This is a genomic window from Flavobacterium sp. UBA5153 (assembly GCA_002413745.1).
Taxonomy (GTDB): domain Bacteria; phylum Bacteroidota; class Bacteroidia; order Flavobacteriales; family Flavobacteriaceae; genus Flavobacterium.
On sequence record DHXP01000024.1, the window covers coordinates 14,882 to 38,858 of the forward strand.

General features: G+C 37.2%; 19 protein-coding genes and 2 riboswitches. Of the genes, 17 read left to right on the forward strand and 2 right to left on the reverse strand.

Translation table 11 applies throughout. The features are described 5' to 3' along the window. Window positions 1-116 precede the first annotated feature (116 nt). Window positions 117-1,367 (reverse strand): methionine adenosyltransferase, encoded by a 1,251-nt coding sequence (gene metK / locus B2145_RS04970; protein ID WP_291099072.1) that lies wholly within the window; start codon window positions 1,365-1,367, stop codon window positions 117-119. A 738-nt stretch (window positions 1,368-2,105) separates the two neighbouring features. On the opposite strand from metK, the gene B2145_RS04975 reads away from it, so the two are divergent. The 7 genes from B2145_RS04975 to B2145_RS05005 all read left to right on the forward strand — a co-directional run bounded on the left by B2145_RS04975 (window position 2,106) and on the right by B2145_RS05005 (window position 10,530). Further along, window positions 2,106-3,386 carry an O-acetylhomoserine aminocarboxypropyltransferase/cysteine synthase family protein gene (locus B2145_RS04975; RefSeq protein ID WP_291099075.1) on the forward strand — a complete coding sequence of 427 codons (1,281 nt, stop codon included), beginning with the start codon at window positions 2,106-2,108 and terminating at the stop codon, window positions 3,384-3,386. Window positions 3,387-3,466: 80 nt separating this feature from the next. Continuing rightward, window positions 3,467-3,607 (forward strand): hypothetical protein, encoded by a 141-nt coding sequence (locus B2145_RS04980; protein WP_291099078.1) that lies wholly within the window; start codon window positions 3,467-3,469, stop codon window positions 3,605-3,607. A 174-nt stretch (window positions 3,608-3,781) separates the two neighbouring features. Continuing rightward, window positions 3,782-3,888, forward strand: a riboswitch (SAM riboswitch). 81 nt (window positions 3,889-3,969) lie between these two features. Then, window positions 3,970-7,359 (forward strand): bifunctional aspartate kinase/homoserine dehydrogenase I, encoded by a 3,390-nt coding sequence (gene thrA / locus B2145_RS04985; protein ID WP_291099081.1) that lies wholly within the window; start codon window positions 3,970-3,972, stop codon window positions 7,357-7,359. A gap of 93 nt (window positions 7,360-7,452) precedes the next feature. Then, a complete protein-coding gene (locus tag B2145_RS04990) occupies window positions 7,453-7,905 on the forward strand; it encodes an OsmC family protein (protein WP_291099083.1) in 453 nt (150 codons plus the stop codon). 184 nt (window positions 7,906-8,089) lie between these two features. Continuing rightward, on the forward strand, window positions 8,090-9,262 hold the full coding sequence (locus B2145_RS04995) for a trans-sulfuration enzyme family protein (protein ID WP_291099086.1): 1,173 nt from the start codon (window positions 8,090-8,092) through the stop codon (window positions 9,260-9,262). A gap of 223 nt (window positions 9,263-9,485) precedes the next feature. After that, a complete protein-coding gene (locus tag B2145_RS05000; RefSeq protein WP_291099089.1) occupies window positions 9,486-10,079 on the forward strand; it encodes a hypothetical protein in 594 nt (197 codons plus the stop codon). Between the two features lie 40 nt (window positions 10,080-10,119). Beyond that, window positions 10,120-10,530 carry an RrF2 family transcriptional regulator gene (locus B2145_RS05005; RefSeq protein WP_291099092.1) on the forward strand — a complete coding sequence of 137 codons (411 nt, stop codon included), beginning with the start codon at window positions 10,120-10,122 and terminating at the stop codon, window positions 10,528-10,530. Between the two features lie 158 nt (window positions 10,531-10,688). Here the strand turns inward: B2145_RS05005 and B2145_RS05010 are convergent, their stop codons facing one another. Continuing rightward, the gene (locus tag B2145_RS05010; protein ID WP_291099095.1) at window positions 10,689-11,471 is read right to left on the reverse strand and encodes a sulfite exporter TauE/SafE family protein; all 783 of its coding nucleotides are present in this window, start codon (window positions 11,469-11,471) and stop codon (window positions 10,689-10,691) included. Window positions 11,472-11,675: 204 nt separating this feature from the next. Here B2145_RS05010 and B2145_RS05015 point away from each other — a divergent pair, with 204 nt between their 5' ends. From B2145_RS05015 to metH, 10 genes are all read left to right on the forward strand, one after another. Further along, window positions 11,676-12,425 carry a phosphoadenylyl-sulfate reductase gene (locus B2145_RS05015; RefSeq protein WP_291099098.1) on the forward strand — a complete coding sequence of 250 codons (750 nt, stop codon included), beginning with the start codon at window positions 11,676-11,678 and terminating at the stop codon, window positions 12,423-12,425. 99 nt (window positions 12,426-12,524) lie between these two features. Next, entirely contained in the window at window positions 12,525-13,424 is a 900-nt protein-coding gene (gene cysD, locus B2145_RS05020) for a sulfate adenylyltransferase subunit CysD (RefSeq protein WP_291099100.1), read from the forward strand. Between the two features lie 144 nt (window positions 13,425-13,568). Next, window positions 13,569-14,813: a sulfate adenylyltransferase subunit 1 gene (locus tag B2145_RS05025; protein WP_291099103.1), complete on the forward strand. Its 1,245-nt coding sequence runs from the start codon at window positions 13,569-13,571 to the stop codon at window positions 14,811-14,813. Window positions 14,814-14,974: 161 nt separating this feature from the next. Continuing rightward, window positions 14,975-17,065, forward strand: a complete 2,091-nt coding sequence (locus B2145_RS05030; RefSeq protein WP_291099105.1) for a nitrite reductase — start codon at window positions 14,975-14,977, stop codon at window positions 17,063-17,065. After that, on the forward strand, window positions 17,058-17,840 hold the full coding sequence (gene cobA / locus B2145_RS05035) for a uroporphyrinogen-III C-methyltransferase (RefSeq protein WP_291099108.1): 783 nt from the start codon (window positions 17,058-17,060) through the stop codon (window positions 17,838-17,840). The genes B2145_RS05030 and cobA overlap by 8 nt, the downstream gene beginning before the upstream one ends. A gap of 169 nt (window positions 17,841-18,009) precedes the next feature. Continuing rightward, on the forward strand, window positions 18,010-18,186 hold the full coding sequence (locus B2145_RS05040) for a hypothetical protein (RefSeq protein ID WP_291099111.1): 177 nt from the start codon (window positions 18,010-18,012) through the stop codon (window positions 18,184-18,186). 107 nt (window positions 18,187-18,293) lie between these two features. Next, window positions 18,294-18,935 carry a precorrin-2 dehydrogenase/sirohydrochlorin ferrochelatase family protein gene (locus B2145_RS05045; RefSeq protein WP_291099113.1) on the forward strand — a complete coding sequence of 214 codons (642 nt, stop codon included), beginning with the start codon at window positions 18,294-18,296 and terminating at the stop codon, window positions 18,933-18,935. 68 nt (window positions 18,936-19,003) lie between these two features. After that, window positions 19,004-19,109: riboswitch (SAM riboswitch) on the forward strand. Window positions 19,110-19,318: 209 nt separating this feature from the next. Then, window positions 19,319-20,311, forward strand: a complete 993-nt coding sequence (locus tag B2145_RS05050) for a homocysteine S-methyltransferase family protein (protein ID WP_291099117.1) — start codon at window positions 19,319-19,321, stop codon at window positions 20,309-20,311. Between the two features lie 46 nt (window positions 20,312-20,357). Continuing rightward, the gene (locus B2145_RS05055) at window positions 20,358-21,044 is read left to right on the forward strand and encodes a hypothetical protein (RefSeq protein WP_291099120.1); all 687 of its coding nucleotides are present in this window, start codon (window positions 20,358-20,360) and stop codon (window positions 21,042-21,044) included. A gap of 203 nt (window positions 21,045-21,247) precedes the next feature. Further along, window positions 21,248-23,920 carry a methionine synthase gene (metH, locus tag B2145_RS05060; protein WP_291099124.1) on the forward strand — a complete coding sequence of 891 codons (2,673 nt, stop codon included), beginning with the start codon at window positions 21,248-21,250 and terminating at the stop codon, window positions 23,918-23,920. Window positions 23,921-23,977: the final 57 nt, after the last annotated feature.

Genomic DNA, 23,977 nt, shown 5'->3' on the forward strand with positions numbered 1-23,977 from the left:
AGTCACGAAAGTTTTCTGGACTATAGCGATCTTGCTAAAAAACAAAAAACCTGACTAAATTCAATAGTCAGGTTTTCTTATTTTTTTGCAAACTTTACACTCTTTGCGGTTAAACTTTACAATCCAAAAGCAGTTTTTACTTGGTCAACAAAATCTAATTTTTCCCAAGTAAACAATTCAACTGTAACGGTTTTTTCAATTCCTCCAGGAGCAGAAAAAGTTTTTGTCACTGTTTCTGGGTTACGACCCATATGTCCGTAAGCTGCGGTTTCGCTATAGATTGGATTTCTTAATTTCAAACGTTGCTCAATAAAGTAAGGGCGCATATCGAATAATTCTTCCACTTTTTTGGCAATTTCACCATTGGTCAATTTCACTTTTGAAGTCCCGTAAGTTTCAATAAAAATTCCCATTGGTTTTGCAACACCAATAGCATACGAAACTTGAACCAAAATTTCGTCGGCAACACCAGCTGCAACAAGGTTTTTGGCGATATGGCGCGTAGCATAAGCCGCACTTCTATCCACTTTACTTGGATCTTTTCCGGAGAATGCTCCACCACCGTGAGCGCCTTTTCCACCGTAAGTGTCAACAATAATTTTTCTGCCTGTTAATCCACTATCCCCGTGAGGTCCGCCAATAACGAATTTTCCGGTTGGATTGATATGATACGTGATTTTATCGTTGAATAAATGAGCGTATTGTGGGTTGTTTTTGATGATTCTTGGAATCAAAATACCAACTAAATCGCTTTTAATTTTTGCAAGCATTTTAGCTTCTTCATCAAAATCATCGTGTTGAGTCGAAATTACAATCGCATCAATTCGACTTGGTTTGTTATCGTCGTTGTATTCTAAAGTTACCTGTGATTTTGCATCAGGACGCAAATAAGTAATTTCATTATTTTCACGACGTAAAACGGCTAATTCCTGCAATAATTTATGGGATAAATCCAAGGCCAAAGGCATAAAATTCTCCGTTTCGTTGGTTGCGTAACCAAACATCATTCCTTGATCGCCCGCTCCTTGTTCTTCTTTGCTAGCTCTATCAACTCCTTGATTGATATCTGCAGATTGCTCGTGAATGGCCGAAAGAACGCCGCAAGAATTGGCTTCAAACATATATTCGCTTTTCGTGTAACCAATTTTCTTGATGACATCTCTTGCAATAGTTTGAACATCTAAATAAGTTTCAGATTTTACTTCGCCCGCCAAAACAACCAAACCAGTTGTTACTAATGTTTCACAAGCTACTTTAGATTCCGGATCAAATGCCAAGAAATTGTCGATTAATGCGTCTGAAATTTGATCAGCTACTTTGTCTGGATGTCCTTCACTCACTGACTCTGAGGTAAATAAATAAGCCATAATTAAAATTATTTTTTAAATTAATTCGGAAAAATAATGGAGATTGCGAGTAAAAGCTAAAGAAGGATTTCTGCTTTAGCATTTTTTTAACGAGGTTGCAATCAGTTCAAATTTTTCCTCTAATATTCGAGTGCAAATGTATGAAACCAAATTGAATTGCAAATTATTCTTAACCTTTTTTTGATGTTAAAAATCAGAATAGTCATTTGAATGAATAATCGGATATTTACAACCTTAAATTGCTTAATTGTTATTTTTTTAAAATCATTAGGATATTTAAATAATAGTTTGCAAATTTGTACCAATAAAAAGAAAAAAATGAAATTAAATGTTTGCAATATGTCAAAACACGTTCAGGATAAATCCTGTGGGTCGCTTATAGCTTAAGTTTAAAATCAAAATTATATAGCAAAAGCCTCCCACAAAACGGGAGGCTTTTTTTTTGAATTATAAAAACAAAATTAGAATATTATGAATATCTCAAAACAGAAACAAATGAAGCAGTGCAATGTCAAATCGATGATTTGTGCAAAAGTCATGATGTGTGTTTGTGTCTGTTGATTCCGAAAGTATAAGTTTATAACACAACTTAAAACCCTTTTGGATACGTTTCTAAAAGGGTTTTTTGTTTTTCTATCCCGAATTTGGGATGGTAAAAAATCTAAAAATTAAAATAAAATGAAGCTGAAAGAAAATTCAGTTTTAAAATCTAAAATCAATTACAAAAAATAAAAAATTATGAGTACTACAAAATTCGCAACAAAAGCGTTACACGCAGGTCACGACGTTACTAAAACAGCAGGGACAAGAGCCGTGCCTATTTATCAAACCAGTTCTTATGTGTTCAATAATTCGGATCATGCGGCTAATTTATTTGGCCTTGCCGAAGCAGGATTTATTTATACCAGATTGAATAATCCAACGAATGACATTCTTGAACAACGTTTGGCCGCTCTCGAAGGAGGAATCGCCGCTGTCGTTACCGCATCAGGAACGGCGGCAATTGCAACGTCTTTGTTGGTCTTGCTCAAAACAGGCGATCATATTGTTGCCTCCAATAGTTTATATGGCGGAACTTATAATTTGTTGAGCGCCACTTTGCCAAGACTAGGGATAACCACCACTTTTGTAGATCCATCCGATGCGGCCAATTTTACTAGAGCTGCCAAAGAAAACACCAAAGTGTTTTTTGCAGAAAGTTTAGGGAATCCGAAATTAGATGTCTTGGATTTGAAAGCCATTTCGGCGGAAGCCAAAGCGTTTAAAGTTCCGTTTATTGTTGACAATACGGTCGCCTCACCTTATTTGCTAAACCCAATTGAACACGGCGCCAATATTGTCATTCATTCCTTAACCAAATACATTGCAGGAAACGGAACTTCGCTGGGAGGTGCAGTTATTGATGCAGGAACATTTGATTGGAGTAGCGGAAGATTTCCTGAATTTACGGAGCCATCGGCAAGTTATCACGGATTAGTGTATCACGAAGCACTGGGAAATGCTGCTTTTATAGCTAAAGTTCGTATTGAAGGGTTACGGGATTTTGGTGCAGCTTTGAGTCCGTTTAATGCTTTTCAGATTATTCAGGGACTGGAAACCCTACCAATTCGTGTCAAGAAGCACAGCGAAAACGGATTGGCTTTAGCACAATGGTTAGAAAATCAAGACCAAGTGGCTTGGGTCAATTATCCGGGACTAAAGTCCAGTAAATATTACGATTTGGCAACACAATATTTACCTAAAGGACAAAACGGTTTGCTAACTTTCGGCCTAAAAGGAGGTTTTGAAGCCGCCAAGAAAGTGGCCGATGAAACGAAATTATTTTCGCTTTTGGCCAATATTGGAGACACAAAATCATTAATTATTCACCCGGCGAGTACCACGCACCAGCAGTTGTCAGATGCAGAACAGGTCGCAACGGGAGTAACCAAAGATTTGATCAGACTCTCGGTCGGACTGGAAGATATCGAAGATTTGAAAGCCGATTTAAAGGCCGTTTTCGAAAATTTAAAAGTATAAAAGAAACATAGTTGAACTTAGGAAAACTGAATTCAATATGTTTTAAAATAAAAAAGTAAAACATTTAAAAATATAACATTATGAAAATTCTAAAATATATTTCAAAAGCAATTCAGTTTTTTAAAAGTTTGAATTCAAAAGAAACTTCGTCTCCTAATAAAGCATCAAATTCTTTGTTGTCTTTAATGAATTCTGAGGAAAATGAAACGCTGTTTATCTAAAAATAATTAGATAGAAAGTCAAGTAAATTTTAAAACAAGCAACGGTTTGAGTCTGATTATGGGCTCTTTCCGAGGCTGTTTTTTAATTTTAAACACGAAAACGAACGGGTATAAATTTGGTTGTTAAAAAAAAATGTAGTTAATTTGTGCCTTTAAGTTCACAAACGTATTGAAATGTTATAAAGAAAGCTCGAGGGAATAGACCCGATGAAAGCTTAGCAACCCTTTGAAAACGAAGAAGGTGCTACATTCTATCCCGATTAATCGGGAAAAGATAACTCAAAGAATTCTTCTAGTTCACTTCTAGCTTTTTCTTTCTAATATTTCCAGACACAAATCAAAAAATTATAAAAGATTTGAAATTGGAAAATAAACCAACAACAATTATCATTCAAAACTTCACCACCGAAAGTGGTGCATTTTATGCATCCTTAAACTTAAGTTTTCAGGTTTTTGGTCCGGCCTTAAATACGGCTCCGATTGTTTTGGTGAACCACGCTTTGACGGGTAATTCGCAAGTTATAGGCGAAAGTGGGTGGTGGAACGATTTGATTGGCATCGAAAAAACAATCGATATTCGAAAATATACCATAATTTCGTTTAATGTTCCCGGAAACGGTTTTGATGGAAATATCATAGAGAATTATTTAGATTTTAATGCCAGAGACATCGCCAGACTTTTCTTGGAAGGCATTCGATTTTTGAAAATAAAAGAATTGTTTGCGATCATTGGCGGTTCTGTAGGTGGCGGAATTGCTTGGGAAATGGTGGCTTTGGAACCTAAATTAACGCATAATTTTATCCCTATTGCTACCGATTGGAAATCGACCGATTGGCTAATTGCGAATTGTTATTTGCAAGAGAAAATATTAAATAATTCTTCTCATCCCATCGAAGACGCCCGCATTCACGCAATGATGTGCTATCGAACGCCCGAATCTTTCAAAGAAAAATTTCAACGAAATTCGACCGAATCTTCGGAATCGTTTCAAGTGGAAAGTTGGCTGAATCATCACGGAGAAAAATTACAAAAAAGGTTTCAACTTTCGGCATACAAAATGATGAATCAGTTGCTCAAAACCATCGATATTACCAGAGGCAGAACTTCATTGGAAAAAATAATTTCCGAAGTAGATGCCAATATTTATATTATCGGAATCAACTCGGATTTGTTTTTTACGGCGAATGAAAATCGGGAAACCTACCACGAAATAAAAAAATTCAAAAACAATGTATTTTATAGCGAAATTGATTCCCAACACGGTCACGATGCGTTTTTAATGGAATACGATCAATTAAGCAATTTACTGGATGTTGTTTTTAAAAATAAAAAAGACAAAATGAAAATATTGAAATTTGGCGGAAAATCATTGGCCAACGGAGAAGGGATAAATAAAGTTTTGGATATTATTATCGACAAAAAAAGCAAAGGCGAAAACATTGCAGTCGTTGTTTCGGCACGAGGAAATGCAACCGATGAATTAGAAGATATTTTGACAATTGCTGCCAAAAACGGGAATTACAAACCCTTGCTGGAAAGCTTTAAAAACTACCAACAAAATGGTTTCACGAATATTGATTTGTCGCAAGAATTTGCAATATTAGACAAGCTTTTTGAAGGCATAAGTTTGATTGGCGATTATAGCGAAAAAATAAAGGATCAAGTGCTGTCGCAAGGCGAATTGATTTCGGCCAAAACAATAACTTCTCTTTTAAATGAAAAAGGAATAAATGCCCAATTTGCCGATTCTCGTGAATTGATAAAAACCGATTCCAAGTTTGGCGATGCCCAACCTTTGGAACAAATTTCGAAGAAAAATGTGGTTGATTATTTCAAAAAACACACCGATAAAGTCATTATTATTACAGGTTTTATTGGGTCGAATGCAAATAACGAAACGACTACTTTAGGCAGAAATGGCAGTAATTATTCGGCTTCTTTGATTGCCAATTTTCTCGATGCCGAAGAATTGCAAAACTACACTCACGTTGACGGAATTTACACTGCCAACCCAGATTTAGTTCCTGATGCCAAGAAAATTGATCGTTTGTCCTTTAATGAAGCGAATGAAATAGCCAATTTTGGAGCAACTATTTTGCACGCCAAAACGATTATTCCGTTATTGGAAAAAAATATTCCTTTGCGAATTTTAAACACGTTCAATCACGAAAACCAGGGAACATTAATCACTTCGAAGTCAAATAAGGAAGGAATTAAAACACTTTCAGTTCTCGAAAATGTGTCATTGGTCAACTTGGAAGGAAGAGGATTGTTGGGAAAAACCGGCGTTGACGCCCGAATTTTCAGGGTTATGGGCGACAATGATATTAGCGTGAGCATCATTTCGCAAGGTTCGTCAGAACGTGGAATTGGTCTTGTGGTTGCCGCCGATAAAGCGACGAAAGCAATGATCGAACTCGAAAAAGAATTCGAGAATGATTTCTATTCGAAAGACGTCAACAAAATTTCGATAACCGATGATGTTTCGGTAATTTCGATAATTGGCCAGGATTTAAGTACTTTCCATAAACCTTATACGGCTTTGATCAAAAATAAAGTCATCCCAATCCTTTTCAACAATACGGTAACCGGTAAAAACGTGAGTTTGGTGGTCAAAAAATCACAACTTAACAAAGCGTTAAACGTGATTCACGGCGAGATTTTCGGAGTTTCAAAGAAAATAAATATCGCCATTTTCGGACATGGTTTGGTAGGTGGAACCTTGATTAATCAAATATTGGCTTCTGCAGAAAACATCGAAAAAAGAAAAGACATCAAACTGAATGTTTTTGCAATTGCCAATTCAAAGAAAGTGCTTTTAAATAAAAACGGCGTGTCACAAAACTGGAAAAACGAGATTCAAAATAACGGATTCTCCTATACAATCGATGATGTTATTGCGTTTGCCAATGAAAACCATTTAGAGAATTTGATTGCCATTGACAACACGGCAAGCGCTTCGTTTGTTGAGAATTATGTAAAATTGGCCGAAAGCAGTTTTGACTTGATTTCTTCCAATAAAGTGGCGAATACGTTGAGTTATAAATTCTACAAAGACTTGCGAAAAGTATTGGCCGACAATCAAAAGAATTATTTATACGAAACCAATGTTGGTGCAGGTTTACCTCTGATTGACACCATAAAATTATTGCATCTTTCCGGTGAAAATATCACAAAAATAAAAGGAGTTTTCTCTGGAACATTGAGTTATTTGTTCAATAATTTCTCGGCAAAAGACGTTCCGTTTAGTGAAATTTTGAAAGAAGCCATCGATAACGGTTACACCGAACCAGACCCAAGAGAAGATTTATGTGGCAACGATGTGGGGAGAAAATTGCTGATTTTGGCGAGAGAATTAGACTTGCAAAACGAGTTCGAAGAAATCGACATTCAAAACCTGATTCCGGAACATTTAAGAGAAGGAAGTGCCGCTGATTTCTTGAACAAATTGAAAGAATTTGATCCCATTTACGCCAAAATAAAAGAACAACAACAACCCAATCACGTATTGCGATACATAGGTGAATTGTCGGGAGATCTACAAAATGACAAAGGAAACCTCGAGGTAAAATTAGTTTCTGTACCTTCGGATACCGCTTTGGGCGGATTGAAAGGTTCTGATTCTTTCTTCGAAATTTATACTGAATCCTACGGCGACAGACCCATCGTGATTCAAGGAGCTGGTGCAGGATCGGCAGTGACAGCGAGAGGCGTTTTTGGAGATATTTTGAGATTGTCAGAAAAAGGATAAAAGAGTATTCAGATTAAAAAATAAAAATCCGTTGAATCTGTGTTTTTGCGATAGCAAATCCGCTTCATCAGTGTCCAAAATAAAAATAAAACAATGAAAATAACATTAAACAGAGTAAACGATAACTACCATTTTCAATTAAAAAACGAACGTGGTCATATTGTAAATGTAGATGCTAGACCTGATTTTGGAGGAAACGATATGGGGCCAAGCCCAATGGAATTGCTATTAATGGGTGTTGCAGGTTGCAGCGGAATCGATATGATTTCGATTCTAAAAAAACAACGTCAGGAAATCACTTCTTTCAAGGCTGAGGTCGAAGGCGAACGCGTACAAGTTGGCGAAGCAAAACCATTTAAAGATATTTATGTGGTTTTCTTTTTGGAAGGAAATATCAAAGAAGATAAAGCCGCAAAAGCCGCCCAACTTTCTTTCGAAAAATACTGTTCGGTTTCCAAAACATTGGAACCAACGGCAACAATACATTATAAAGTAGTTTTGAATGGAAGCCCCCTAACCCCCGAAGCGGAAACTAGCGACAAATAAATATAATAGGGTTTATACACATTAACGGTTTGGAATAAAAAGATTATTGAAAATCAACGGTTTGTATCTTCAAAATCTTTATTGGGTATAAATTCTAATATTTTTGTTTACTTTTAAATAACAACATTCCACTTTAGACTCCCTCCCCTTCGGGGAGGGTCGGGGTGGGGATAATAATTTTTATATGAACGAACAAGATTTCGGCTTCGAAACCCAAGCCATACGCACCCAATTAGAAAGATCACAATATTTAGAGCATTCCGTGCCTTTGTATTTATCGTCGAGTTTTGTATTTGAAGACGCCGAAGATATGCGCGCTTCCTTTACCGAAGAAAAAGAACGCAACATTTACAGTCGTTTCAGCAACCCGAACACCACCGAATTTGTGGAGAAAATCTGTAAAATGGAAGGTGCCGAAGCCGGTTATGCTTTTGCAACGGGAATGGCTGCGGTCTATTCCACTTTTGCGGCTTTGTTGAGTTCTGGCGATCATATCGTTTCCGCGGGAAGCGTTTTTGGTTCAACCCACGCTTTGTTTACGACTTATTTTCCAAAATGGAATATCGAGACTTCGTATTTTGACATCAATAAACCGGAAACCATCGAGAGTTTTATCAAGCCAAATACCAAAATCCTTTACGCGGAATCGCCTACGAATCCTGCGGTTGACATTATCGATTTGGAATTATTGGGGGCGATTGCCAAGAAACACAACCTGATTTTGATAATCGACAACTGCTTTGCCACGCCATATATCCAGAATCCTATAAAATTTGGAGCGCATTTGGTCGTGCATTCTGCCACGAAATTGATTGACGGGCAAGGACGCGTTTTAGGCGGAGTTGCTGTGGGAAGCGAAGATTTGATCCGTAAAATTTATTTATTCTCCAGAAATACGGGACCGGCTTTATCGCCATTTAATGCCTGGATTTTATCTAAAAGTTTGGAAACATTGGCTGTTCGTGTCGAAAAACATTGTGAAAACGCTATGAAAGTCGCCGAGTTTTTAGAAGCGCATCCGAATGTGAATAGCGTGAAATATCCATTCCTGAAATCGCATCCGCAATATGAAATTGCCAAAAAACAAATGAGCCTTGGCGGAAATATCGTAGCTTTCGAAATAAAAGGAGGAATCGAAGCCGGAAGAGTCTTTTTGGACAAAATCCAATTGTGTTCGCTTTCGGCAAATTTGGGTGATACCAGAACTATCGTGACGCATCCAGCATCGACAACGCACAGTAAATTGTCTGTTGAAGAACGATTGGCAGTTAGTATTACCGATGGTTTGGTGCGTGTTTCGGTAGGATTGGAAACCGTGAAAGATGTTATTGCTGATTTGGAACAGGCATTGTCTTAAAAATTTACGATATTTGATACATTAGCCCACGGTTTAAACCGTGGGTTTAAGATTTCAGATTAACTTCAGATTAACTATTTTTGATTTATGAATGTTGTAAATTTGGGTTTTTAGCTGGTATGTTATGAGAAAATTTAGAAAAATAACATCGCTTTTAATTTTGCTTATTTTAGTTTCAAGTTGTGATAAGAAACAAACTGAACTAGAATTTGAGAAAAGTGTTATGACTGAAATTTTTCCAAGTTTAATTGAATCTACTTGTATTGATTGTAGAGTTTTATTTATGCGTCCCCCGTTGGGGAAATCAATTTATGATAAAAATGATAATTATATTGGTTCCGATACATCAAACATAAAAACGGAAAGAGAAAATTGGGAAAGAGAAGAAGCTAAAATTAAAAATGATACTTCTAAAATAATCTTTGCGTTTGATTCAAAAATTAAAAGAAATAGAGAGAATGCCGAAGAAGATTTTGAAAAACATTTTTCGGGAGCAAAAATTTTTGAATCTAAAAAAGAACAAAATTTAGAATATGATTTTGATTTCAAAAAAATAAAAATAAAAAATAAATTTGTACTGAAAAATATTTCTGAATTCCCGAAAGAAAGAGGGGAAATCTGGAAGACTAAATATAATTTTATTTTTTCGGGTGTAGTTTTCTTTACTAGAATACAATTTGATAAAGATAAAAAGTTTGGAATTCTTGACGGTGGATTTGTTTGTGGAAGGCTTTGTGGGCAAGGTTCCAGAATATATATTAAGAAAATAAATAACAAATGGGTAATTGACAAAGCCGAAGGAACTTGGGTTTCATAAAAAACATCGTATATCCAATCTCGTAAATCAAACATAAAAAATGCTTTCAAAAAAAACAAAATACGGAATAAAGGCTTTGACTTTTTTGGCGCGCCAAGAAGATCAGACCCCTGTTGCCATTGCTGAAATTGCAAAAAGCGAGCATATTTCGATTAAGTTTCTCGAAAGTATTTTGTTGCTCTTGCGTCATTCCGGTTTTTTGGGTGCCAAAAAAGGAAAAGGCGGCGGCTATTATTTGATTAAAGAACCCAAAGACATCAATATGGCAAAAGTCTATCGTGTTCTCGAAGGACCGGTTGCCTTGTTGCCTTGCGTCAGTCATAATTTTTATGAAAAATGCGACGATTGCACGGATGAAGCAACTTGTGCTGTCCGTAAACTAATGATGGAAGTTCGTGACAATACATTGATGATATTGGAAAACAACACCCTTGCCGATATTGCTTTTTAATCAATGCTGTCCTAAATAAAATAGAAGTGAATAAAAATTGACCATTTCATTGCGTTTACCCAATAAAAGGGTCAATTTTTTTAAGGTAATGTGGTCAAAAATGGTTTGTTGAGCCACTTTCGTATGACAATTTCAATTAAAATATTTAATCATAAAACCTAAAAAACCAATTTATATCCCACGAAAAACAACATTATCGCAATGGCATTTCTAAGAATCAAATCAGGTATTTTTTCACTCAACATACTTCCTATAAAAATTCCAGGAAGGGATCCCATTAATAACTGCCCTAATAGACCAAAATCTAGATTTCCCATTGAGGCATGTCCTAATCCAGCAACAAGAGTTAAGGGGACGGCATGGGCGATCTCGGTTCCAACCAATCGAGAAGTTGGCAAAAGTGGGTACAGGAAAAATAAAGTAACCGTACCTAAAGCACCTGCTCCTATCGAAGTCAGGGTCACAGTTGCTCCTAGCATTACACCAATTGCGACAGTTAATACATTCTGAGTTTTGCTCTCACTATGAAACTTGTCACCGGCATGTTTTTGAGAAAACACTAAGAGTTTCTTTTTGAACAAAACGGCCACCGAAGTAAAAAGTAGCGCCCAACCCAAACTGTGTTTTATTACGCTATTTATGGCAGTAATATCTGTTTTTATGATATGAAGTATCCACAAAGTTAGTAAAGCAGCTGGAATGCTTCCTAAAGAAAGCCAACCCGTGATGGACCAATTTATATTCATTTTTCTATGATGAACAAATACGCCACCCATTTTAGTAAAAGCCGCATACAACAAATCAGTTCCAACAGCCGTTGTTGGGGGAATACCAAACCACAATAAAATTGGAGTCATCAGAGAACCGCCTCCTACGCCCGTCAATCCTATCACAAAGCCAACTATTAAACCTGCAACTACAAATCCTAACTGAAAATTCATAAATGAAATTTTTTTGGACAAAAATAGTAACTATTTTATAATTATCCTATAGACAAGGTAGACTATGTAAAATATTTTTGAAAAAATAAATAATTAAATCTAAAAAAGGCCAGATATTATTTTGTTATTTAGAAATAAGTAGTATTTTTGCGAACTAATCTACTAAACCGATAGGGTAATAGATTTTATAATAAAAAAAATAAAATGAGCACAGCGATAGTTCAAACATTATCAGAAAAAACCAAAGGATTTTCCATCGAGGAAACTTTGATTTATTTGGCGAATGAATATAAAGGAAAAGTGGTTTTTTCGACTTCTTTCGGACAGGAAGACCAAGTGATTACAGCTTTAATTGCCAAAAATGATTTACCAATTACCATTTTTACTTTGGACACGGGGCGTTTGTTTCAGGAAACGTATGATGTTTTTCACAAGACGTTAAAAAAGTATAAGAAAGAAATCAAAGTCTATTTTCCGGAAGCATCGGCAGTGGAGAAATTGTTGGAAGAAAAAGGACCAAACAGTTTCTACGATTCTGTCGAAAACAGAAAAGAATGTTGTTTTATTCGAAAAGTAGCGCCGTTGACCAAAGCGTTGAAAGGAAATTCGATTTGGATTACCGGTTTACGTGCCGAACAATCCGAAAACAGAAATGATTTAGCTCTTTTTGAATACGACGAAAAGTTCGGAATCATAAAGTTCAATCCATTATTAAAATGGACATTAAAAGAAGTCGAAGATTATTTAGAAAAAAATAATGTGCCACAAAATGCATTGCACAAAAAAGGATTTGTAAGTATAGGTTGTGCGCCGTGTACCAGAGCAATTACCACTGACGAAGACACTAGAGCCGGAAGGTGGTGGTGGGAATCAAGCCATAAAGAATGTGGGTTGCATAGCCCCCACACGAGCGACAGCGAACTGGCGAAGCAAACTCCCAAAGGGGGAAATTGAGAACAGAAGAAAAAGGTATAAATAACAATTAAGTAATAATTTCCAGTCTCGGCTCCCTCTCCTTCGGAGAGGGCTGGGGTGAGGGTAAATCAAAGAATAATGAGTTCAATATTAAAAACAAATGCTTTAGAAAGCGAAGCAATTTACATATTCAGAGAAGTAATTTCTCAGTTTGACAAACCTGTTTTGCTTTTTTCCGGAGGGAAAGATTCGATTACATTGGTAAGATTGGCACAAAAAGCATTCTTCCCCGCGAAAATTCCTTTTCCATTGTTACATGTGGATACAGGACATAATTTTCCGGAAACCATCGAATTTAGAGATCGATTAGTTAAAGAATTAGGTCTGGAATTAATAGTTCGAAATGTTCAAGATTCAATCGATGAGGGAAAAGTTATCGAGGAAACAGGACGTTATTCCAGCCGAAATATGTTGCAAACGACAACGCTTTTAGATGCTATCGAAGAATTCAAATTTGATGCTTGTATTGGCGGTGCTCGTCGTGACGAAGAAAAGGCAAGAGCCAAAGAACGTATTTTCTCAGTTCGTGACGATTTTGGACAATGGGACGAAAAAAACCAACGTCCAGAATTATTCGACATCCTGAACGGTAAAATTGAAAACGGACAAAACGTTCGTGTTTTTCCAATTTCGAACTGGACAGAACTCGATGTTTGGAGTTATATCGAACAGGAAGGAATCGAAATTCCGTCGATTTATTTTTCACACAAGCGTAAAACATTCTTGCGTGACGGATTAATCTGGTCGCATTCACCCTTTGTTTATCAAGAAGAAGACGAAGAAATTGAAGAAAGAATTGTGCGTTTTAGAACTGTTGGCGATATGAGTTGTACGGCAGCAGTCGAATCGTATGCCGCTACAATTGCAGAAGTTGTTGGCGAAATCAGGACTTCGACCATCTCCGAAAGAGGTGCGAGGATCGACGATAAACGTTCTGAAGCAGCAATGGAAAAAAGAAAACAACAAGGATACTTTTAGAATTATTTTAAATATTGATCCGAGCCTGAAAGGCGAACAGGCAAAGCAATTTTAAATTTTAAATGAATGAAAGTATCATTAAAATTTAAAATAATCAACGGCATTTAAAATTCAAAACTTATAATTTAAAATAACAAGAAACTGATGGAAGTTTTAAAAATAGCAACAGCAGGAAGCGTAGATGACGGGAAAAGTACATTAATCGGGAGATTGTTGTACGATACAAAATCATTGACTACCGATAAAATTGAAGCAATAGAAAGAAGCAGCAAGCAAAAAGGATATGATTATCTAGATTTTTCATTGGCTACCGATGGTTTGGTTGCTGAAAGAGAACAAGGGATTACGATTGATGTGGCACATATTTATTTTTCGACTGCCAAAAAAAGTTACATCATTGCCGATACACCGGGTCACGTAGAATATACCCGAAATATGGTAACCGGAGCTTCGACTTCGCAAGTATCCATCATATTGATTGATGCTCGAAAAGGCGTTATCGAGCAAACCTATCGCCACTTTTTCATCAATAATTTGTTGCGTGTAAAAGAAGTGATTGTTGCGGTCAACAAAATGGATTTGGTCGATTATTCCGAAGAAGTGTACAACAAAATCAAAGCCGATTTTCAAGCATTGAATGCAAAAAGCACGTTCAAAGAACAAGTGGTGAGTTACATTCCGTTAAGCGCCATCAATGGCGGAAACGTGGTTGACAAATCAGAGAATATGCCTTGGTATGACGGGCAAACTATTTTGGAACATTTGGAAGGTTTGGAACCAAAAGATGTTTTCGAAAAAGGAGAAGTTCGCTTCCCGGTTCAAACGGTGATTAGACCAAAAACCGAAGAATACCACGATTTTAGGGGTTATGCCGGAAAATTGTACGGGAATAATATCAAAGTGGGAGATGCCGTAACGGTGCTTCCTTCGTTGACCCAATCGAAAGTTTCTAAAATTCATTTCTTCGACAAACAATTTGACGAAGCCACTACGGGTTCTTCAATAGTTTTGGAATTGGAAAATGACATCAACGTTACTCGTGGTGATATGATTATAAAATCAGGAGAACTTCCAAGAATCGAAAAAGACATCAACACGACGATTTGCTGGATGGACAGCAAAAAGCTGGTTGCGGGAACAAAATACATCGTTCAGCACAATACCAATAGGGTTTTAGCCAAAATTGAAAGTATAAAAAACACTATCGCAACCGATTATTCGGGGACAAACCCGGCGACTCAATTGGCCATTAACGAGATCGGCGAAGTGCATGTAAAATTGAGCAAACCATTATATTTTGATGCCTATAACGACAACAAATCAAACGGAGCATTCATATTAATCGATACCGCAACCAATACAACCGCAGGAGTTGGATTTATAAAATAATCCCCTCACCGAAGGAGAGGAAGCTAAAACTGGACTCAGTTGGGATTTAGTTTTGAGCAAATAATTTAGAATATAAAAGTAAAATATTAATTTAAAAAACATACCAGACTCGGCTCCCCCTCCTTCGGAGGGGGCTGAGGGGAGGATAAACATATCTACAGATGCAGAGTTTTAGAACCGAAATAGAAGATCCGATTGTCCAAAAAGACATCATCGATTTGGAAAGAAAAATAACATTATTTAGGGAAGGAAAAATTGACGAGGAACGTTTTCGTAGCCTTCGGTTGGCGCGTGGCGTTTACGGTCAGCGTCAGGAAGGCGTTCAAATGATTCGTATCAAATTGCCTTTCGGGAAAGTTTCGAGCGAGCAATTGTTGCGAATTTCAAAAGTTTCCGATGAATATTCTACGGGGCGTTTGCACATCACGACGCGTCAGGATATCCAAATTCACTATGTAAGTTTGGACAGAACACCTGAACTTTGGGCCGAATTGGAAAAAAATGACATCACGCTTCGTGAAGCTTGCGGAAACACGGTAAGAAATATTACTGCCAGTGAAACTGCCGGAATTGATGTGGATGAACCTTTTGACGTTTCGCCTTATGCATTTGCAATGTTCGATTTTTTCTTGCGAAATCCTGTTTGTCAGGAAATGGGGCGAAAGTTCAAAATTTCGTTTTCTTCGTCCGATAAAGATACGGCCTTGAGTTACATTCACGATTTAGGGTTTATTCCAAAAATCGTAAACGGTGAAAGAGGTTTCAAAGTGATGCTTGGCGGAGGATTGGGTTCGCAGCCACTCCACGCCGAAGTCTTATCGGAATTTATTCCAACCAATCAAATCATTCCAACAACCGAAGGCGTTTTAAGAATTTTTGACCGTTTTGGCGAAAGATCCAGAAGATTGAAAGCCAGAATGAAGTTCTTAATCAAAGACTTGGGTGCGGAAGCATTTACTAAATTGGTCGAAGAAGAGAAAAAAGCTTTGTCACATCCAGTTTTCGAAATCGACACAACCGCTTTTGACACTCCAATTCCGGAACCTTTATTGGTTGCACCAAAAGTAGAAATCGAAAACGTTGCGACTTTCGAAGCCTGGAAAAAATCGAATGTCATCCAACAAAAACAAAAAGGCTACGTTGCCATTGGCATCAAAGTGGCATTGGGCGATTTTTATACGGATAAAGCCAGATTATTGGCGGATTTAATCAAAAATTATGCAGCCAACGAATTGCGTTTTTCGTTGAGACAAGATATTCTCATCCGTCACATAAAAGAAGAAAATTTGGCCTTTTTCTACCAAGAATTGGCCAAACTTGGTTTTGTAACTTTAGGATATAATTCTACTGCCGACATTACCTCTTGTCCGGGAACTGACACGTGTAATTTGGGAATTGCAAGCAGCACGGGAGTTGCCACGGAACTGGAAAGAGTTTTGGCAACCGAATATCCACAATACTTCAATAACAAGGAAATCACCATAAAAATTAGCGGTTGTATGAATGCTTGCGGGCAACATAATATGGCGCACATTGGTTTTCAGGGAATGTCAATTAATTCAGGAAAGCTAGTCGCACCGGCACTTCAGGTGTTGTTAGGCGGAGGCGTTTTAGGAAACGGAGAAGGACGATTTGCCGATAAAGTAATCAAAATCCCTAGTCGTCGTGGCCCAGAGGCACTTCGTTCTATTTTGGATGATTTCGAATCCAATGCCAACGGACAATCCTTTTTGGACTATTACGATGCCAAAGGCGAAACCTATTTTTTCGAATTATTGAAACCACTTTCGGATATTACGAATTTATCCGAAGCCGATTTTGTCGATTGGGGCAATGCCGATAATTATGTAAAAGCTATCGGTGTGGGCGAATGTGCCGGTGTCGTGATTGATTTAGTTGCCACGTTGATATTCGAAGCCAAAGACAAAATGACTTTCGCTCAGGAAGCTTTCGAAGACAAAAATTGGGCCGACGCCATCTATTTGGCGTACGCAGGTTTTGTAAATGGTGCCAAAGCATTGCTGCTTTCCGAAAATCAAAGAACCAACCACCACGCGGGAATAATCGATTTATTCGACACTTTTTTCACGGAGACCAATAAAATTGAATTGAAATCGACTTTCAAAGAATTGGTTTACCAAATCAACCAAAATGAACCTTCTGCAGCATTCGCAAAAAGATATATTCAAGAAGCAACAGCTTTTTTTGAAACTATCGAATCCTATAGAGAAAAAGATTTAGCAAATGAATAAAATCATGAAACCAAGAGTAACATTAGTGGGCGCTGGTCCTGGCGATCCAGATTTGCTTACCATCAAAGGAGCAAAGGCGCTTGCCGATGCCAATGTGGTTTTGTATGATGCTTTGGCCAACGAGGAAATATTGACCTATGCGTCAAAAAAAGCCCTAAAAATATTTGTGGGAAAAAGAAAAGGCTGTCACGAGTATTCTCAAGATCAAATCAACCAATTGATTGTTGACAATGCGCTTACTTACGGAAATGTGGTGCGACTAAAAGGCGGTGATCCATTTATTTTTGGTCGCGGAAGTGAAGAAATAGAGTTTGTAGAAAGTTTTGGAATTCCTACAGCAGTAATTCCTGGAATTTCATCATCGATTGCCGTTCCAGCAAATCAGGGAATTTCCTTGACAAAAAGAGGTGTTTCCGAAAGTTTTTGGGTCATCACAGGAACTACTTCCGAGAGGAAATTATCCAAAGACGTGGCTCTCGCAGCGAAATCATCGGCAACTGTCGTGATTTTGATGGGGATGGGCAAACTCGAACAAATTGTGGCGTTATTCCAAAACGAATCCAAAGGCGAAACTCCTGTTGCCATTATTCAAAACGGGACATTGCCGAACGAAAAAGTGGGTGTTGGAACCATAAACACAATTGGGAAAGTGGTAACAGAAAACGGCTTGAGTTCACCAGCAATTATTGTAATTGGCGAAGTTGTAAGAGAAAGTAATAAGTTGAAAAATTTTCACGAAGAATTTATATCCAATAAGGTTTATGCAAGAGAATAATGGCGATAAACTAACTATATTCCAAATTTTTAAACTTGATAAATATGAATTATTTTGAAATTAGGGCAAAAGTGTTATTGTCAATACAAAGAGCTTTGTGGGGTATGATATATCCATCTATTAGAGCAATAGCAGTTGGTTTTGAAGGAACAAAAAAGCTTAAGGTTGTATGTTTTTAGATAGAGAACCAAATGAAGATGATTATGATAATATAAGTGATGTAACAGGTGAAGTTTGTGCAGATGTTGATTTCACGGAAGTTGAAGAAAAATGTATATTTACATTAGAGCCAATATCTCAATTAGATAATTTAGAATCTTGGGCTTATATTAGAAAAGAAAACTAAGTTCTTGCTTTTTTATATTCATATTAATTATGCGAATTAAAGGTTAAAAAAATTATTTTTAAAATCATCATAATCAATATTTTTAAAACGTTTATAATACATTTTCAATGTCCGATAATCTAATACATTCCAACATTCAAGACTCGGCTCCCTCTCCTTCGGAGAGGGCTGGGGAGAGGAACGAACTTTACCCAATTTTCCTAAAACTCCACCAACTCAATGTACTCCTAATTGGCGGAGGAAATGTAGGATTAGAGAAGTTGTCCTTTTTGTTGAAATCGAGCCCAAATGCCAATGTCGAAATTGTTGCAACCCATTTTTTGCCCGAAGTTTTGGCACTTGCCAAAAAACATAACTTGGTAACGACCAAATCAAAATTCAAGAAAAAAATGCTCAAAAAAAGGCATTTGGTTATTGCTTGCATCAATGATTCGAAAGTCAGTAAACGAGTGTATGATTTGTCAAAAAAACGATATTTATTGGCAAACATAGCCGACACACCCGAGTTATGTGATTTTTATTTAGGCGGAATCGTGACCAAAGGAAACGTGAAAATTGCCATTTCGACCAATGGAAAATCACCAACAACCGCCAAAAGATTACGCGAATTTTTCGAAGAAATAATCCCGGACGACATCAATTCAATGGTCGAAAACCTGAACGAATATCGAAAAACCCTAAAAGGGAATTTTCAGGAAAAAGTGGATAAAATGAACGAAATTACCCAAGTTTTAAAGGGCAAACAATAAAATATGGCGTGAATGCTTGCAATTAATCGCGTTATGTGTTTACTTTGCAGTGTTCATGCATTTATTGATTGTTATCACGAAAGGCGGAGGGAAAGACCCGATGAAACCTTAGCAACCCTTTATCTGTAAAGAAGGTGCTACATTCTATCCCGATTAATCGGGAAAAGATAACCACGAGAAATCCTCTCACTTTTTACGATAACATTTAATTTTTTTGAAACAGTAGCTTTTTTTTGGAGCTATTTCCTGCTGTGCGTTACAATCCACGCCCAAAAGCGTGGGATTTCCACTTCCATCAGGGCTAAAAAATAGGAATCAACAAATTTCTGGGTTTAATAATAAAATGCTTTGCGCCTTAGCGTCTTAGCGGCAAAAAACAAGTTATGTCAAAAATTCAAGAAGAAATAAAAAAACGAATTCTCGTACTCGACGGAGCAATGGGAACGATGCTACAACGCTATAATTTTTCCGAAGAAGATTTCCGGGGAGAACGTTTCAAAGACTTTCCGTATTCCTTAAAAGGGAACAACGATTTATTGTCCTTGACGCAACCTCAAGCCATAAAAGACATCCACGCACAATATTTAGAAGCGGGCGCCGATATTGTCGAAACCAATACTTTTTCAAGTACGACCATTGGTATGGCCGATTATCATCTTGAAGATATCGTTTACGAATTGAACTACCAATCGGCTAAAATTGCCCGTGAAGTAGCCGATGAATTTACCGCAAAAAATCCAGATAAACCTCGTTTTGTTGCCGGTTCAATAGGTCCGACAAACAGAACGGCAAGTATGTCGCCAGATGTGAACGATCCGGGTTATAGAGCCGTAACTTTCGACGATTTAAGAATTGCTTACAAACAACAAGTCGAAGCGTTAATTGATGGTGGAGTAGATTTATTAATGGTCGAAACGATTTTCGATACTTTAAATGCTAAAGCAGCACTTTTCGCCATCGAAGAAGTCAAAGACGAACGCAAAATCGATATTCCAATAATGGTTTCAGGAACAATTACGGATGCTTCTGGAAGAACACTTTCAGGTCAAACCGTGGAAGCATTCCTGATTTCAGTTTCGCATATTCCGTTGTTGAGCGTAGGGTTCAATTGCGCATTGGGCGCTCACCAATTAAAACCCTATTTAAAACAATTGGCACACAATACGTCTTTCAATATTTCGGCGCATCCAAATGCTGGATTGCCAAATGCTTTTGGGCAATATGACGAAACACCCAAAGAAATGCAAGCCCAAATTAAAGAATATTTAGAGGAGAATTTAGTCAATATTATCGGCGGCTGTTGTGGTACAAATCCAGAACATATCCGATTGATTGCTGAAGTGGCGAAAAACTATAAACCACGCGTCACCGTGTAGAGACGCGATTTATCGCGTCTAACACAAAGTAAATTTTTTAATTGATATGAATAAAGAAATAATCGAAAAAACGACAAAATTTTGTAACGAAATTTTCGTAGACAAAAAGGAATATAAACTCCCTGATGAGTTCAATTACGGACACTTGCCATTATGTGCAATTGATTCTATATTTTCAATTGGGGTAAAATATGAAACTGTTCAAAATTCTATCAACCATTTTTGCGACCATTACAGTATCGACAAATTTTCAAAGACAAACGAACTGTCAACCTCGGATTTTTTGAAATTAATGGAGCGACAATCTATTAAAGAATTAACTGAAAATATTTATAAAAACCGACAAAGGACTTCTACAAGAAGTGGAATTTTAAAATCCGAAGCAGTTATATTATTCTTAAAGGTATTGCAGAAATTTAAAATCAATAAATTAAGTGATATTGATAAAATCATTACTAGCGAACAATTTGAAACTGAAATAAAAGAAATACCTGGACAAAATAGTGGAATTTCTTTGACATATTTTTTTATGCTTGCAGGTTCAGATGAATTGATAAAGCCAGACAGGATGATTCTTCGGTTTTTAGAGAATATTTCAGGAGAAAAAGTAAGTTTGAAGGACTGTCAAGTTATTCTTGCAGCAGTAGCGGATCAATTAAAAAATAATGGCTTTAATATTACACCTAAAAAACTTGACAATTTAATTTGGAATTATCAGCGAAATTTAAATTAATTTGCTAATCTCCGCTAGCGCAAGCGTCACGCTTGTGCCTATAAACAGAAACAAAAAGGAATAAGAATTGAAATAAAATTAGTTTAAAAAATAATTTTACAAATTGGAATGAGCAAAAGCTTGACGCTTGCGCTAGCAGAGATGAAGTAAAATCTGTGTTAAAAACTTTGTGACTTTGTGCCTTCGAGGCAAATAAATAAAATATGTCAGAAACAAAAAAATATTTAAAATTATCAGGTCTTGAACCGTTAATCATTACGCCGGAAAGCGTTTTTGTAAACATTGGCGAACGTACCAATGTAACCGGTTCCCGAAAATTCCTTCGATTAATCAAAGAAGAAAAATACGCCGAAGCACTTGCCGTGGCTCGTGACCAAGTAGAAGGTGGTGCACAAATCATCGATATTAATATGGATGAAGGAATGCTTGATGGCGTTTATGCCATGACCACTTTCCTGAATTTAATCGCTTCCGAACCCGATATTTCTCGTGTTCCCTTGATGATTGATAGTTCGAAATGGGAAATTATTGAAGCGGGTTTGAAAGTCGCTCAAGGCAAAAGTGTGGTAAACTCGATTTCTTTGAAAGAAGGAGAAGAAAGATTCATTCATCACGCCAAATTAGTAAAACGATACGGAGCGGCAGTAATTGTTATGGCTTTCGACGAAAAAGGTCAAGCCGATAACTATGAAAGACGTATCGAAATCTGCAAACGTTCCTATGATATTTTAGTTGATGTTGTAGGCTTTCCTGCCGAAGATATTATTTTTGACCCCAATATTTTTCCGGTAGCAACCGGAATGGACGAACATAAAAACAATGCATTAGATTTTTTCAGAGCCACAAAATGGATTAAAGAAAATTTACCATGCGCACATGTAAGTGGCGGTGTGAGTAATGTTTCATTTTCATTTAGAGGAAATGATACCGTTCGCGAAGCGATGCACTCGGCTTTCTTGTATCACGCCATAAAAAATGGAATGACAATGGGAATTGTAAATCCTGAAATGTTGTCTATTTATGACGAGATTCCAAAAGACCTTTTGGAACGCGTTGAAGATGTTTTACTCAACAGAAGAGAAGATGCGACCGAACGACTATTGGATTTCGCCGAAAATGTAAAAGGCGATTTCAAAGTCAATGAAAAAGCGATTCAGGAATGGCGTTCGGGAACAATCCAAGAACGATTAACGCATTCTTTGGTAAGAGGAATAGACGAATTTATAGAATTGGACATTGAAGAAGCCAGACTGGCAGCTGCAAAACCAATCGAAGTAATCGAAATAAACCTGATGGCAGGAATGAATGTCGTTGGTGATTTATTCGGAAGCGGAAAAATGTTTTTGCCTCAAGTGGTGAAATCGGCTCGTGTAATGAAAAAAGCGGTGGCTTATTTATTGCCCTATATTGAAGCCGAAAAAGATGGTAAATCTAGCTCGGCTGGAAAAATATTAATGGCTACTGTAAAGGGAGACGTTCACGATATCGGGAAAAATATTGTTGCTGTTGTTTTAGCATGTAACAACTACGAGATTGTAGATTTAGGTGTAATGGTTGCTCCGGAAAAAATCATTGCAGCCGCGATTGAACATAATGTTGATATTATCGGATTAAGCGGATTAATCACGCCGTCATTAGACGAAATGGTGTATTTAGCCAAAGAATTAGATAAGCAAAATATAAAAATACCAATAATGATTGGTGGTGCCACGACATCACGAGCACATACTGCAGTGAAAATTGCACCTCAATATAGAGAAACAGTAATTTACGTAAACGATGCTTCAAGAGCCGTTACCGTGGCGGGAAGTTTATTAAATAGCGACAAAAAAATATACGCAAGCACTATTAGAGCCGAGTATGACGCTTTCCGGGAAACGTTTTTAAACCGATCACGAGATAAAAATTTCTTGACTATTGAACAGGCAAGAGTGAACAAATTGCAATTGGATTGGGAAAATTACAATCCAATGAAACCGAATTTTATTGGAACAAAAACCATCGAAGTCGATTTAGATGTTTTGGTTCCTTACATTGACTGGACACCATTTTTTAGAACTTGGGAACTGTTCGGAAAATATCCTGCGATTCTGACCGATGCCGTTGTGGGCGAACAAGCGCAATCTGTTTTTCACGATGCGCAGGAAATGTTGAAAGTGATTTTGAAAGAAAAGAAACTGACTGCTAAAGGTATTTACGGCATTTTTCCAGCCAATCAAATCAACGATGATGATATAGAATTGCGTGACGAAAGCGGAAAAGTCTTGGAGAAATTCTTGACTTTGCGTCAGCAAGCCCAAAAAACAAAAGGCGCACCAAACATCGCTTTGGCCGATTTTATCGCGCCAAAAGAGAGCGGAAAAACGGATTATATGGGCGCATTTTGTGTGACAACCGGTTTTGGAGTTGATGAATGGGCGGCAGAATTCGAAAAGGATTTGGACGATTATAATTCGATTATGGTGAAAGCGTTGGCGGATCGTTTTGCGGAAGCATTCGCCGAATATTTGCACGAAAAAATCAGACGAGAAATATGGGGTTACGCTGCCGATGAGGTTTTATCAACCGAAGCGCTAATCGAAGAAACCTATAAAGGAATTCGTCCGGCACCGGGTTATCCGGCTTGTCCCGACCATTTAGAAAAACCAACGATTTGGAAATTGCTAAATGTTGCGGAAGAAATTGGTGTAACTTTGACCGAAAGTATGGCGATGTGGCCGGCTTCTTCGGTTTCAGGCTATTATTTTGGCAATCCCGAAAGCAAGTATTTCGGACTTGGAAAAATAAAAGAAGACCAAGTTGTCGATTACGCCAAACGTAGAAATATTCCAACGGAAACTGCTATAAAATGGTTGAATCCTAATATAGCAGATTAAAAAAATTGTTTAAAGTTTAAGGTTTGAAGTTGCTCGAGAGAACTTTAAACCTTAAAC